At 65.5% G+C, this 11,842-nt stretch carries 13 protein-coding genes, 1 tRNA gene and 2 pseudogenes; 8 read left to right on the top strand and 8 right to left on the bottom strand.

Annotated elements, in window-relative coordinates:
- The 5 genes and pseudogenes from AB3X07_RS14820 (at nt 1) to AB3X07_RS14805 (ending at nt 4,237) form a co-directional block, all read left to right on the top strand.
- Nucleotides 1-1,668, top strand: a complete 1,668-nt coding sequence (locus AB3X07_RS14820; protein ID WP_369939358.1) for a methyl-accepting chemotaxis protein — start codon at nt 1-3, stop codon at nt 1,666-1,668.
- 79 nt (nt 1,669-1,747) lie between these two features.
- Nucleotides 1,748-2,233: pseudogene (locus AB3X07_RS22955) on the top strand (CHASE3 domain-containing protein); the annotation flags it as partial.
- Between the two features lie 291 nt (nt 2,234-2,524).
- Nucleotides 2,525-3,418, top strand: a pseudogene (locus tag AB3X07_RS22950) (methyl-accepting chemotaxis protein); the annotation flags it as partial.
- Nucleotides 3,419-3,429: 11 nt separating this feature from the next.
- Nucleotides 3,430-3,939 carry a chemotaxis protein CheW gene (locus tag AB3X07_RS14810; protein WP_369939356.1) on the top strand — a complete coding sequence of 170 codons (510 nt, stop codon included), beginning with the start codon at nt 3,430-3,432 and terminating at the stop codon, nt 3,937-3,939.
- Between the two features lie 136 nt (nt 3,940-4,075).
- Nucleotides 4,076-4,237, top strand: coding sequence for a hypothetical protein (locus AB3X07_RS14805; protein ID WP_369939355.1), 162 nt, complete (start codon nt 4,076-4,078; stop codon nt 4,235-4,237).
- Between the two features lie 202 nt (nt 4,238-4,439).
- Here AB3X07_RS14805 and AB3X07_RS14800 read toward each other — a convergent pair whose 3' ends face one another.
- The 3 genes from AB3X07_RS14800 to AB3X07_RS14790 form a co-directional block, all read right to left on the bottom strand.
- A complete protein-coding gene (locus tag AB3X07_RS14800) occupies nt 4,440-4,673 on the bottom strand; it encodes a helix-turn-helix transcriptional regulator (RefSeq protein ID WP_011347765.1) in 234 nt (77 codons plus the stop codon).
- A 207-nt stretch (nt 4,674-4,880) separates the two neighbouring features.
- On the bottom strand, nt 4,881-5,792 hold the full coding sequence (locus AB3X07_RS14795; RefSeq protein WP_369939354.1) for a ParB N-terminal domain-containing protein: 912 nt from the start codon (nt 5,790-5,792) through the stop codon (nt 4,881-4,883).
- Nucleotides 5,793-5,988: 196 nt separating this feature from the next.
- Nucleotides 5,989-6,222, bottom strand: coding sequence for a helix-turn-helix domain-containing protein (locus AB3X07_RS14790; RefSeq protein ID WP_040942302.1), 234 nt, complete (start codon nt 6,220-6,222; stop codon nt 5,989-5,991).
- Nucleotides 6,223-6,381: 159 nt separating this feature from the next.
- Here AB3X07_RS14790 and yecR point away from each other — a divergent pair, with 159 nt between their 5' ends.
- On the top strand, nt 6,382-6,726 hold the full coding sequence (gene yecR / locus AB3X07_RS14785; RefSeq protein ID WP_080640090.1) for a YecR family lipoprotein: 345 nt from the start codon (nt 6,382-6,384) through the stop codon (nt 6,724-6,726).
- 40 nt (nt 6,727-6,766) lie between these two features.
- Nucleotides 6,767-7,189, top strand: a complete 423-nt coding sequence (locus tag AB3X07_RS14780) for a hypothetical protein (protein WP_369939353.1) — start codon at nt 6,767-6,769, stop codon at nt 7,187-7,189.
- Between the two features lie 65 nt (nt 7,190-7,254).
- Here the strand turns inward: AB3X07_RS14780 and AB3X07_RS14775 are convergent, their stop codons facing one another.
- Both AB3X07_RS14775 and AB3X07_RS14770 read right to left on the bottom strand, forming a co-directional pair.
- A complete protein-coding gene (locus AB3X07_RS14775; RefSeq protein ID WP_279583837.1) occupies nt 7,255-8,484 on the bottom strand; it encodes a tyrosine-type recombinase/integrase in 1,230 nt (409 codons plus the stop codon).
- Between the two features lie 175 nt (nt 8,485-8,659).
- Nucleotides 8,660-8,735 (bottom strand) — tRNA-Ala (locus AB3X07_RS14770).
- Nucleotides 8,736-9,014: 279 nt separating this feature from the next.
- Between AB3X07_RS14770 and AB3X07_RS14765 the strand changes: the two genes are divergently transcribed.
- Entirely contained in the window at nt 9,015-9,419 is a 405-nt protein-coding gene (locus AB3X07_RS14765; RefSeq protein WP_369939352.1) for an H-NS histone family protein, read from the top strand.
- Between the two features lie 245 nt (nt 9,420-9,664).
- Here AB3X07_RS14765 and AB3X07_RS14760 read toward each other — a convergent pair whose 3' ends face one another.
- The 3 genes from AB3X07_RS14760 to AB3X07_RS14750 form a co-directional block, all read right to left on the bottom strand.
- Nucleotides 9,665-10,135, bottom strand: coding sequence for a DUF1203 domain-containing protein (locus tag AB3X07_RS14760; RefSeq protein WP_369939351.1), 471 nt, complete (start codon nt 10,133-10,135; stop codon nt 9,665-9,667).
- A 253-nt stretch (nt 10,136-10,388) separates the two neighbouring features.
- Nucleotides 10,389-10,982 carry a hypothetical protein gene (locus tag AB3X07_RS14755; RefSeq protein ID WP_369939350.1) on the bottom strand — a complete coding sequence of 198 codons (594 nt, stop codon included), beginning with the start codon at nt 10,980-10,982 and terminating at the stop codon, nt 10,389-10,391.
- Between the two features lie 209 nt (nt 10,983-11,191).
- Nucleotides 11,192-11,806 carry a DNA-3-methyladenine glycosylase I gene (locus tag AB3X07_RS14750; protein WP_369939349.1) on the bottom strand — a complete coding sequence of 205 codons (615 nt, stop codon included), beginning with the start codon at nt 11,804-11,806 and terminating at the stop codon, nt 11,192-11,194.
- Nucleotides 11,807-11,842 lie beyond the last annotated feature (36 nt).

Here is an 11,842-nt window from a genome sequence, read left to right as displayed (position 1 = left end):
ATGTTGGGCAATATGAAGATCGGTACCAGGCTTACCTGCGCGTTTCTGATCGTGGCGGCCATCGGCGCCTGCATCGGCGCCATCGGCATCCGCAACTCGGGGCGCATCAACGACTACGCCACGCAGTTGTACGAACGCGAGCTGCTCGGCCTGTCCAGCATCAAGGAAGCCAACATCAACCTGATCTACGCCGGCCGTGCGCGCGCCAATCTGCAGCTCGCCACCACGCAGGAGGAGCGCGCCAAGCACCTGGCCAGCCTCGACAAGTACACCGCCGCCGTGGTCGATTCCGTCGCCAAGTCGCGCGGCTCGTTCACCAGCCCGGAGTCCAAGGCCAAACTGGCGCGCTTCGACGAGGTATGGAAGCAGTACCTGTTGCATCGCGGCGAGTTCGTCGAGAAGGTCGCGCGCGAGCCGCTCCAGCATGCCAATCCGGAACTGAGCGCGCTGTCGGCCAAGGTGCGCGGCGCGTCGGACGAACTCGACGGGCTGATGAGCGAACTGGCCGCGATCAAGGAAACCCGCGCGGCCGAGGCGAGCGCCGAAACCCGCGCGATCCACGTCAGCGGCGCCAGGATGCTGACCACCATCATCGTCGTCGGCGTGCTGCTCGGCGTCGGCCTGGGCTTCTTCATCAGCCGCAGCGTGACCAAGCCGATCGGCAAGGCGGTGGAGGTGGCCAATGCGCTGGCCGAGGGCGACCTGAGCGTGGTGATCGAGAGCGCGTCGAAGGACGAGGCGGGCCAGTTGCTGCTGGCGATGCAGCGCATGGTCGACCGGCTGCAGCAGGTGGTCGGCGAGGTCAACGCCAGTGCGCAGACCCTGGCCGGCGCCTCGGAGGAGGTCAATGCGACCGCGCAGTCGCTGAGCCAGGCCTCGACCGAGCAGGCCGCCGGGGTGGAGGAGACCAGCGCCTCGCTGGAGCAGATGACCGCCTCGATCGGGCAGAACACCGACAACGCGCGCATCACCGATGGCATGGCCGCGCAGGCGGCGCGGGAAACCTTGGAAGGCGGCGAAGCGGTGGTGGCCACGGTCGCGGCGATGAAGCAGATCGCGCAGAAGATCGGCATCATCGACGACATCGCCTACCAGACCAATCTGCTGGCGCTGAACGCGGCGATCGAGGCCGCGCGCGCCGGCGAGCATGGCAAGGGCTTCGCGGTCGTCGCCGCAGAAGTACGCAAGCTGGCCGAGCGCAGCCAGGTCGCCGCGCAGGAGATCGGCGAGGTCGCCGGCTCCAGCGTCGAACTGGCGGAGAAGGCCGGGCATCTGCTGGAGACCATCGTGCCCAGCATCAAGAAGACCTCCGACCTGGTGCAGGAGATCGCCGCCGCCTCGCAGGAACAGGCCTCGGGCGTGGCGCAGATCAACTCGGCGGTGATGCAGCTGAGCCAGACCACGCAGCAGAACGCCACCGCCTCCGAGGAACTGGCGGCGACCGCCGAGGAGATGAGTTCGCAGGCGCTGCAGTTGCAGAACAGCATGGCGTTCTTCCATCTGCCGGGACTGGCGCGCGGCGGCGTCGCGCACTTCGACGACGGCGATGCGGAAGCGACCCCGCGCTACCCGCGCGGGCGCTCGACAGGGCGCGAGCGCGCGGTCGCGACGCGTCGGCCGGGCAGCGCCAAGCCGGACCGCGCCGATGCGTTGCTGGGCCGTGCCTGAGGCGCCGCGCGGGGACGCGATGGTGCGTCCTCGCGCCTTCTGTTTTCGATAGCGAGCATCCCATTCTGGAGCGAATGCCGTGATAAAGAACACCAAGATATCGACCAAACTCTACGGCGGGTTCTCGGTCATCCTGCTGATCCTGCTGGCGCTGGCCGCCACGGCCTACTACAACGTCACCGCGTTGTCGCAGGCCAACTACTGGAACACGCACACCTACAAGGTGATCGCCGAAGTGGACGGCGCGCTCAGCAGCCTGATCAACATCGAGACCGGCACCCGCGGCTTCTCGCTCACCGGCGAGGACGCGTTTCTGCAGCCCTACCGCTCCGGCCTGACCGAGTTCGAGCAGCACCTGAAGACGGCGCGCGAGCTGACCGCGGACAATGCCAAGCAGCAGTCGCGGTTGACCGAGTTGAAGCAGACCCAGGAGCAATGGCTGAGCCAGGCGGTGCATTCGCAGATCGCGCTGCGCCACAACGTCAATGGCGGCAAGGCCACGATGGAGGAACTGGCGGCCGCGGTGCGTTCGTCCAACGGCAAGACCTACATGGATGCGATGCGCGACAAGATGGCCGAAGTGCGCCAGGCCGAGAGCGCGCTGCTGGCCGCGCGCGCGGCAGAGGCCGAGCAACTGGAGCGGCGCACCAGCATCACCCTGATCGCCGGCAGCCTGGTCGCGGCGCTGTGTGCGCTGGCGATCGGGTTCCTGATCACGCGCTCGCTGATGACCGAACTGGGCGGCGAGCCCAGCGTGGTGATGGCCGTGGCCAAGTCCATCGCGCAGGGCGACCTGACCGTGCAGGTGCCGACCCGCGGCAACGACACCAGCAGCGCGATGGTCGCCTTGCAGGCGATGGTCGATCGGTTGGCCGAGGTGGTCGGCGACGTCAACAACAGCGCGCAGTCGCTGGCCGGCTCGTCGGAGGAAGTCAGCGCCACCGCGCAGGCCCTGAGCCAGGCGGCCACCGAGCAGGCGGCCGGGGTGGAGGAGACCAGCGCGTCGCTGGAGCAGATGACCGCCTCGATCGCGCAGAACACCGACAACGCGCGCATCACCGAGGGCATGTCGGCGCAGGCGGCCAAGGAGGCCGTGCAGGGCGGCGAAGCGGTGCTGGCCTCGACCCACGCGATGAAGCAGATCGCGCAGAAGATCGGCATCATCGACGACATCGCCTACCAGACCAACCTGCTGGCCTTGAATGCGGCGATCGAGGCGGCGCGCGCCGGCGAGCACGGCAAGGGCTTCGCGGTGGTCGCCGCGGAGGTGCGCAAGCTGGCCGAGCGCAGCCAGGTCGCCGCGCAGGAGATCGGCGAGGTCGCGGCCAACAGCGTGGCGCTGGCCGATCGCGCCGGCGGCCTGCTGGAAACCATCGTGCCCAGCATCAAGAAGACCTCCGACCTGGTGCAGGAGATCGCCTCCGCCTCGCAGGAGCAGTCCTCCGGGGTGACCCAGATCAACCTGGCGGTGTCGCAGTTGAGCCAGACCACGCAGCAGAACGCCACCGCTTCCGAGCAACTGGCGGCGACCGCCGAGCAGATGAGTTCGCAGGCCGAGTCGCTGCAGCAGGCGATGGCGTTCTTCCGCCTGGGCCGCGACCACGGGGCGCTGCCGACGCGCGCGGAGCGGCCGCGGACCGGCACGGTGCGCCCGGCGCGCGCGCGCGCCAAGGCGGTGCGGCCGCGCACGCTGGCGCCGGCCTACGCGATGGTCGAATCCCCCGACGAAGCGCAGTTCGTCAATTTCTAGAGGCCGAGACGATGCACGACACGACCAATGACGCTTCGGCGCAGGCGCACGACGCACACGCTCCGTTGCAGTTCCTGACCTTTCACCTGGGGCAGGAACTGTTCGGCCTGAGCATCGTGGGCATCAATGAAATCATCGAGTACCGCGCGCCGACGCCGGTCCCGTCGATGCCGGCGTGCGTGCGCGGGGTGATCAACCTGCGTGGCGCGGTGGTGCCGATCGTGGATCTGCAGCTGCGGCTCGGGCGCGCGGCCAGCGACGTCACCCGGCGCAGTTGCGTGGTGATCGCGACGCTGGAGCGCGACGGCGCCGACCAGGCGTTCGGCTTGCTGGTCGACGCGGTCAGCGAAGTGATGGACATCGCGCCGCAGCAGATCGAGGCGGCGCCGACCTTCGGCAGCGGCATTCGCGGCGACCTGATGCAGGGCGTGGGCAAGCTGGAGGGGCGCCTGGTGGTCCTGCTGGAGCGCACGCGGCTGTTGCGGATGGACGACGCGCCGGTGCTGCCGGCCGCCGCGTGAGCCGCCACCGCGGCGATGCCGGGCCGGCGCCAGCGAAGGTGGCACGCGCGCATGCGCCATTCGTGATACGCGCATCACGGCGTCCTCGCTAGGGTGTCCGGAAGCGGGCATCCGCCCATGCAAGCGAGGCCGGACGATGGCAGACAAAGACGATCAGCACGACGAACAGCAGGGCATCCAGCAGGGCCAGCAGAGCCGCGATCAGGACGCGGTGGCCAAGCAGCGTCCCGGGCTGGAGGATCAGAAGCTGCGCGAGGCGCACGAGCGCGGCCCGAAGTCCGGCGACAAGGCGGGCTGAGCCGGTCGCGCAGGCGGCGTGTGCCGCCCGCGCTTGCGGAGTGCGGTTGCTCGAACACACAAAAAAGCCCCGGAGTCGCCTCCGGGGCTTTCGTCTGAAAAGTGGTGGGCGGAAGGCTCCCGAATAATACCTGCAAGTGACTGTAATGCAATAGGTATTTCCGGCGCGGTGAGCGCTGTTACCGCCATAGTTACCGCCAAACTCATGCGGCTAGGCCCTGCGTACCATTGCGTGCGTCTACCGCTGCACTCATCCATGCGGCCACTTCGGTGGAGACCCAAGCGGCAATGTTGCCTCCGGGGAATTGTACGGGCTTCGGGAACTTGCCCGCAGCGGCCCAGGCATAGAGCGTGGACTTGCTGACGCCGACGGTCGCGATAACCTCGGGCAAGCGCATGAAGTGATACGGCAGTGTCGTCTGTGGTTGAGTCGTCATGGCTTCCTTGAAATGAGAAAGGCCCGCTGCATGAGATTGCAGCGAGCCTTTGGGTTGGTGTGGTGCCTGCCGTCGGGCAGCTTTCCCCGGAGGGGGCGGCATGGGGGCGGCTGGGCCTTGGATGGTTTAAGTGACTGCCGCGTAATTTCGCAGCGAAAATCTTGTTTCATCTCCCGCCGGCAGTGCGGTCAAATCAGGCTGGGGCTGTCAGTTGTCCAGATGTGCCGGTTGCGCTGAGACAGCGGGTGTCCTAATTGGGACAGGGCGGCGTGTTGGGCTGAAGGGAGCAAGAAGCTCCACCGATGCGAGTTGATCTGTGGCACTCACCTCGTCGTTCGCCAGCATCTCAAGCGCTCTGGCGCGCACGGCTGGGGATGAGCCATCCACGAGCTTGACTATGTGGCGCGCAACCCTTTCTGCATCCCGGTCTAGCTGCTGCTGGTCCGAGCTAGGCAGGCTTGTTTGCCAAGGGTTCTTTGCTTCGCGTACATGTCGCCACCTCGGCCAACCCGTGCCGGGGTCTATCGCCAGCGTGTGGAACTCTGTAGCGATGACGTGCGGCATATTGGTGAGCATGCTGCTTACCGTACTCTTGCTGATGCCAAATCGAGCGGCGACAGAGCGTAAAGACTCCCCAACACTGGGAAGCTCGATAGCTCCTCGATGCGTTAGATCTGCAAGGTATTGCCAAGCCGCGTCCCGGCGCTGCTCGTTGTGAAGAGCGAGCGATCTGCCAGTGCAGTTCACCAGCTTGGAAACAACCGGGGCCGTCCGCCAATCTAGGGCTAAAACACCAGCCGGAACTTGCTTTCTGCCTGCTTGTTGGTATGCCCTCAGGCGGTGGTGACCATCGACCACATACAAGCCAGTTTCTACCGGCTCGGCGCTACCAATGTCGGCGAGCCAAATCGGATCAAGCTGCTTATCCTCCGCCGCTTCCAGTACCAAGCGAAGCGTAGCAATATGTTGCTCGCTGCTTTCCTCGGCTCGCCCTTTGTCCTTGAACGGTACCAAGCGGGCAACACGTGGTTGCAGAGCGTCGTGGGTTCGTATCTCGCCAATCTTGATCAGGCGAGTTTGGGCTTGTTTGAACTGTTCCATTACCGCGTCGTATTTCATGGTTGTCTCCTAATAGGTGTTCAAAGGAGACGCGCACAGCTTCCTGAGCTTGCTGCTACTGATAGGAGGCAGCTAATACTGGGTGCCAAGGTACGCGCCAACGAAAGATGCGTCCCTTCGCCGTAGGTGTACCAAAATTAGTTTTCCTTAAAAATCAATGACTTATGGATATGGCCTGATTGGCCGATACCTGAAGTTACCGAGCTTTGGTGGGGGATGTTGGCTCTAGCAAGCAGCTCGGATGCACGCCCAGCGCCTCGGCAAGGCGGTAGATGTTCAGTAGCGCGATGTTGCGCTGTCCACGCTCGACGCCGCCCAGGTAGCTACGCGCCAACCCGCTCTCCAAGGCAAGACGTTCCTGGGAGAGTCCCTTGGCCTTACGGACCTCGGCAAGTCGCAGCCCAAACAGGACACGGGGATCGGTTGGCATCGCTTTCTCTGGCATGTGAGAACGATGCGGTGGCAACCTCTATCGGACCACGCCCTATGAGGACACCCTCTATGAGTGACATAGGTGCCTGGCTCTTCTATCATTCCTTGGTGGAGCGCTCGGACAGCTCTGCGACTGCCCTGTACAACTAGGGTCCGAATGCCAAGGGGGTTCACCATGAAATTGAAGTTTTGCGGTGCGGCGGCTGTCGTACTGCTTGTCGGCGCATGTGCCACTCATGCCGACTGGCTGGTAACCAAAGCGAGCCGCGCAGATGGTGTGATTGCGCTTTCGTACGAGCGCAATGAGTTCCAGCGTCCCGACTTGAGCGAACAAGAGGCCGTCCAACTTGCCACTCAGAAGTGCAGGAATTGGGGGTACAAGGGCGCAGAGCCGTTTGGTTCGCAGAGTACCGAATGCCTGTCGCGCCGAGGATTCGGAAACTGCGGATCAAGGCGAGTGACCGTTGAGTTCCAATGCACTGGTTCGCCCAGTCAGCAGTAGCCACCGAAACGATACAGATGCCGTTGCCGCAGGAGGCGCAATGCTTGAGTTCATAGGAACGGTCGCGGTATGCGCAGCGGGTCTTTGGCTTGCGCGGTACCTGTGGAGCTTCTGGCGGTTCCGCCAAAGTATCAATGCCGTGGAGGCACTTGCTTCAGCAGTGAAAGCCAAAGCGGATTTCGTCGCAGCGGAAGCGGGAGCCGATGCCGCAGAGAAAACCTACTTTATTGCAATCTGCCTCAAGAGCCTTGCAGATTCCCTGAGTTACGGCAAGTTGGCGAACCCACTCATTGCGGGGGCTCAGCTTGAGGTGCTGGAAGGCATGATCGGATCGCCTGACGATGTGGCCTTCTACATGGGTAAGTCCGTGGACTCCATTACCGAAATGAGGATGGGGCTTGTGCGTGCTCGCGAGTCGTTCGTCTTACTGCACCGAGCAATGCGTAGCAAGCCAATCGTTTGATGATTCTGGTGGCGTAGGCGAAGGGCGGGGCGCTCGGAAAAGATGCCCCGCCCACGGCTTATAGCTTACCCACGCGTCACTCTGTGCTTGAAGAGAACAACCTTGTTCGCAGGGTCAGCTTTCAATGTGTCGAGGTTGTCCGCCCAAGCCTGCATCATCTTGCGGCGTTCGTCCAAATACTGTGCTTGATTGTAGATGCCGCGCACTCCAGGCATCTTATGGGTTAGGGCGGATTCGATTGCATCGGGGTTCCAGCGGCCCATTTCGTTCAGTAGCGTGCTTGCCATGTGTCGGAAGCCGTGGATGGTGCTTTCGTCTTTCTCGATGCCGCAGCGTCGCGCTGCCACTAAAATGGCATTGCCAGACATGTGCTTGCGAGGGTCGCGCCCACCAGGGAAAACGAACTCGCCGCGTCCGGTAAGGGGGTGTAGGTCGCGCAGAATTTCCACTGCCTGAGTCGAAAGGGCGGCGATATGGGTGCGCTTGGTCTTGGTCACGAAGTAACGCCACTGTCCGGCGTCAAGGTCCAACTCCGCCCACCTCATGCGGACAAGCTCGCCGGGTCTGGCGAACAGCAACGGTGCCAGTCGCAGGGCACTCCTGACCACTGGCCGGCTGGTGCTTATGTCAATCTTCCGCAGCACGGTCGTCGCTTCCTCCGATGTGGTGGCAGCAGCGAACGGCATGGATCGCCAGGGAGTCAGCGCTCCTTTCAATGCACCTGTCGGATCGGCTTCGGCCCGGCCAGTACGCACTGCGTACCGAAAGACTGCGCCGCAGGTCTGCAAGGCTCGATGAGCAGTCTCGATGGCGCCTCGCTGTTCGATCCGCTCCAGGTGCTTCAGCAGTTCCGGGGCGGTGATGGCTGCGATGGGGCTGCTGCCGATCCAGGGAAAGATGTCGCTCTGCAAGCGGCGGATGATCTTGTCCGAGTACTGGGTACTCCAATCCTTCTGCTGCTTGGCGAACCACTCTCGGGCGACGACCTCGAAGCTGTTCGCGGCGGCGGCCTCGCCAGCGGCCTTGACGGCCTTCCGCTGTTCGCCGGGGTCGATCTTGGCCGCAAGTAGGCGGCGCGCTTCCGCCAGTCTCTCTCGCGCGTCCGTGAGGCTCACTTCCGGATAGGTGCCGAACGACAGGGTGTTGCGCTTGCCAGTGACCGGGCGGCGATAGTCGTAGCGCCACCAGCGTGCGCCGTCGGGTCGTAGCAGCAGATACAGGCCGTTGCCGTCGCGCAGCTTCTGAGGCGTGGCGGCGGGTTTCGCTTTACGGATGGCGGTATCGGTGAGAGGCATTGGGCGGCTCCTTGACGGTAACAGGGTAGGGGATGCCCTTGCTACCGCCAAAATTACCGTCAGCTACCGCCGGATTTGCGCGGTCTCGGCTAGACTGCCTCGGAAACAAAAAAGGCCGGAAAGCCTTGTGTCGCAGGGCTTTCTGGCCTCGTTTGCACCGTCTAGGACGGAAAGATGGTGGAGCGGAAGGGGATCGAACCCTCGACCTTCGCATTGCGAACGCGACGCTCTCCCAGCTGAGCTACCGCCCCACATCAGACGCATAGTCTAACTGGCTAGGGGTGCGCGTGCCAAGAGGGGCGGTGCGATCGAGCGCGATGCCGCTGCCGGCGGCGCACGCACGGCGCGCGCCGGATCTGCAACCGTGGCGCCAGCGGCGCGTGGCGTGATGGCCACGGCCGGGCCGCCATTCCGGCAGTTGCTGGGCGGACTCGATATACTCGCGGGCCGAAATCGCCCATCAGGCGATTTCCTCGTTCCGGATGAAATATTCCGTCCGTTCCAAATTTTTATATACGGGTCCTCGAAACATGACGGAAGTTCGCAACTTGCAACAAATCGCCGAAGCCAAGGCCAAGCTGCAGGAAGAAATGCGCAAGCTGGAAGAGCAGGAGAAGCAGGCGCGCGAAGGCGAGACCAGCGCCGCCCATGCCAACATCCTGTCGTTGCTGGAGCAGTTCGCCGAGTTCTTCAGCGCCAAGCAGCGCAACGAGATCGCCGCGTACGTGACCAGCGCCGCGCCGAAGGCGGCCAGCGCCAAGTCCGCCGGCGGCCGCAGCGAGGTCAAGCCGAAGTACCAGCTGCCGCATACCGGCGAGACCTGGTCCGGCCGTGGCCGCACCCCGAAGGCCTTCGCCGCCTGGGAAGGCACCGCCGCCTACAACGAATGGAAGGCGCGCCACCCGGATCTGAAGTTCCCGCTGGTCAAATACTGATCGGACACAAACAAGGCCAGGTTTCCTGGCCTTTTTTGTGGGCGGGCATTCAGGCCGTTCAGGCCGGGAATCCGTTGGCCGTCGCGTCCCTTGCGGCCCGGCCGGCGCAGGGAATCACTGGGCGATCGCGCAGGGCGCGTTCCGCTGCACCTGGCGTCAGGCGGTCGCTGGTGGTCGATGCTTCCCGTCCCGATCGTTCGTTGGCGATTGGCACCAGATCGCCTCCCGCGTTCCCGGCCTGGCGCTCACACCCGCTCGACCCTGCACGCGAAACAGCCCTGGCGCGCATGGTGCAGATGCAGGTAGCGCACGCGCGGATCGGCGAAGGCCTGCACGATCGCCGCCGCGACCGTGTCCCCGGCATGCACATCGGCGGCGATCATCATGTCCTCGGCGTCGTAGCCGCGCAGCGAGATCAGGCGGCGCGCGATGGCCGGCGGCACCTGGTTCGGCATCGGCACGGCGGTGCGCGCGTGGCGGCGCACGTAGATCGGTCCGGCGGCGCGGTACGGCGTCTGCGCCGCTTGGTGCAGGTAGTGCAGCAGCAACAGTTCCTCGCCGGGTTGCGCGTCTTCCAGGCTGACCCGGCATGGAAAGCCGGGCGCGGCATCGGCGTGGACGCGGCGCGCGGCGCGCGCCTGCAACTGCGTCGCATCGAGGTCGAACAGCGGGGCGAACGGTGCGGCCGGCAGGCCGACGCAAAGGAAACTGGACATTGGGCGCTCCACAGCGGATGGGCTGCGCAGCGTGCCTGTCGCCGCGCCGTCGCGCTGGCCGGAGTCGGACATGGCAGCCGCCGCCGCGGAGCAGACCGCCACGGCGCTGCCGCGTGCGCAGCTGAAGCGTCAAGGCGCGGGTTATGCCGGGCGCAACGAGGCGGCGGCCAGGCCGTTGTCGGAGACGATCGCGCCGTCCCAGCCGCCGCGCGGTGTTTGCGCCGGCGTCGCCGCGGCGCAGGCGTGCGTGGGTTCAGTCCGGCACGTACTCGGCGAAGGTCAGCGGATGCTTGGGATCGGCCGCGTCCACCTTGTCGGCGGTCTTGCGCAGCGCATCGGCGTTCGGCGACGCATCCGAATTCAGCTGCCAGCTCTGGCGGATGCGCTTGTGGAACAGCCAGGTCTTGCGCTCGGGTTCGTAGCGGAAGGTGGTGAAGTCGGTCCAGTGCCCGCCGCAGGAGACGCCGTTCTGCACGGTGAAATAGCGGCCCTTGGCCGCGAACGGGTCGTCGCTGTCGGTGAAGGGGTCGCACTGGCCGCCCTCGTCGCGCTTGAGCACCACGCGGTCGTTGCGCGCGGCCAGCCGGTAATGGCCGTCGGCCTGTTGCACGAAGATCAGCAGCGGTCGCGCCGGCGCCGGGGTGCGCTCGGCTTCGCCGCGTTGCTGCAGCGCCACCAGGTAGTCGGCGCGGCCATCGCCGTCCAGGTCGGCGCGCAGGGTCTCCAGCGGCAGGTAGCCGGCCGGCAGTTGGCGCAGCAGGTCGGCGGGCAGGTCGGCGGCGTGGGCGCCGTGGCTGGCGAGCAGCAGTAGGCCGGCGGTCAGGCCGAAGCGGAGCGGCATGGGCATGAGGCAGATTCGCGTGCGAAGGGGCGGCAAGCCTAACCGACGCGGCGGGCCGATGGCCGCTGGCCTTCGCTGGCAGGAATGGCTCACAGCGGCGCCGGCGCCGATTTCCGCCGCCCAGCTTGTCGTGTCTCTCGCTGGCTGTGCGTGGTCGACTCGATGCTCGGCGGCGTTTCACGCGGTACGGCGATGTCCATGCCGCGGCGCCGTGATCAACGTGCGGTCGGGCGTCGGAAGCGTTGCCTGGCCAGCGCCACCTCGGCGCGGATCGCGCATGCCTCGGCGTGATCGTTCACCAGTCCCATGGCCTGCATGAACGCATACACCGTGGTCGGTCCGACGAATTTCCAGCCCAGCTTCTTCAAGGCTTTCGACAGCGCTACCGATTCGGGTGAGGTGGAGACCGGCTGCGACGCGACCGGGCTCGCCGGATCGGGTTCGTGGCGCCACAGGAACGCCGCCAGCGAGCCCTCGCGCTCGACCAGCGCGCGCGCCTGGCGCGCGTTGTGGATGACCGCCTCGATCTTGCCGCGATGGCGCACGATGCCGGCGTCGCGCAGCAGCCGCGCCACGTCGCGCTCGCCGAACTCGGCCAGCCGGTGGAAGTCGAAATCGAGGAAGGCGGCGCGGAAGTTCTCGCGCTTGGCCAGGATGGTGCGCCAGCTCAAGCCGCACTGGAACGCTTCCAGGCTCAGCTTCTCGAACAGGCGCCGGTCGTCGCCGACCGGAAAGCCCCATTCGCTGTCGTGGTAGTGGAAGAACGCCGGCGCCGCCGCGCACCAGGCGCAGCGCGGACGGCCGTCGGGGCCGGGAATCGTCGTGTTCATGGCGTTGCGTCCTGTCGCATCGCATGGCGGTGCCGC

It is taken from the genome of Xanthomonas sp. DAR 35659 (assembly GCF_041242975.1).
In the GTDB taxonomy this organism is placed as follows: domain Bacteria; phylum Pseudomonadota; class Gammaproteobacteria; order Xanthomonadales; family Xanthomonadaceae; genus Xanthomonas_A; species Xanthomonas_A medicagonis.
Note: the sequence above shows the minus strand (reverse complement) of the source record. Positions and strands in the feature narration are given on the sequence as shown.

Excerpts from the sequence above, each read along its gene's own strand:
- AB3X07_RS14775 (WP_279583837.1), bottom strand. The coding sequence starts at position 8,484 with ATGCCTCTCACCGATACCGCCATCCGTAAAGCGAAACCCGCCGCCACG.
- AB3X07_RS14755 (WP_369939350.1), bottom strand. The coding sequence starts at position 10,982 with ATGCCCATGCCGCTCCGCTTCGGCCTGACCGCCGGCCTACTGCTGCTC.
- AB3X07_RS14790 (WP_040942302.1), bottom strand. The coding sequence starts at position 6,222 with ATGCCAACCGATCCCCGTGTCCTGTTTGGGCTGCGACTTGCCGAGGTC.
- AB3X07_RS14750 (WP_369939349.1), bottom strand. The coding sequence starts at position 11,806 with ATGAACACGACGATTCCCGGCCCCGACGGCCGTCCGCGCTGCGCCTGG.
- AB3X07_RS14760 (WP_369939351.1), bottom strand. The coding sequence starts at position 10,135 with ATGTCCAGTTTCCTTTGCGTCGGCCTGCCGGCCGCACCGTTCGCCCCG.
- yecR (WP_080640090.1), top strand. The coding sequence starts at position 6,382 with ATGCCAAGGGGGTTCACCATGAAATTGAAGTTTTGCGGTGCGGCGGCT.
- AB3X07_RS14800 (WP_011347765.1), bottom strand. The coding sequence starts at position 4,673 with ATGACGACTCAACCACAGACGACACTGCCGTATCACTTCATGCGCTTG.
- AB3X07_RS14820 (WP_369939358.1), top strand. The coding sequence starts at position 1 with ATGTTGGGCAATATGAAGATCGGTACCAGGCTTACCTGCGCGTTTCTG.
- AB3X07_RS14810 (WP_369939356.1), top strand. The coding sequence starts at position 3,430 with ATGCACGACACGACCAATGACGCTTCGGCGCAGGCGCACGACGCACAC.
- AB3X07_RS14765 (WP_369939352.1), top strand. The coding sequence starts at position 9,015 with ATGACGGAAGTTCGCAACTTGCAACAAATCGCCGAAGCCAAGGCCAAG.
- AB3X07_RS14795 (WP_369939354.1), bottom strand. The coding sequence starts at position 5,792 with ATGAAATACGACGCGGTAATGGAACAGTTCAAACAAGCCCAAACTCGC.
- AB3X07_RS14805 (WP_369939355.1), top strand. The coding sequence starts at position 4,076 with ATGGCAGACAAAGACGATCAGCACGACGAACAGCAGGGCATCCAGCAG.
- AB3X07_RS14780 (WP_369939353.1), top strand. The coding sequence starts at position 6,767 with ATGCTTGAGTTCATAGGAACGGTCGCGGTATGCGCAGCGGGTCTTTGG.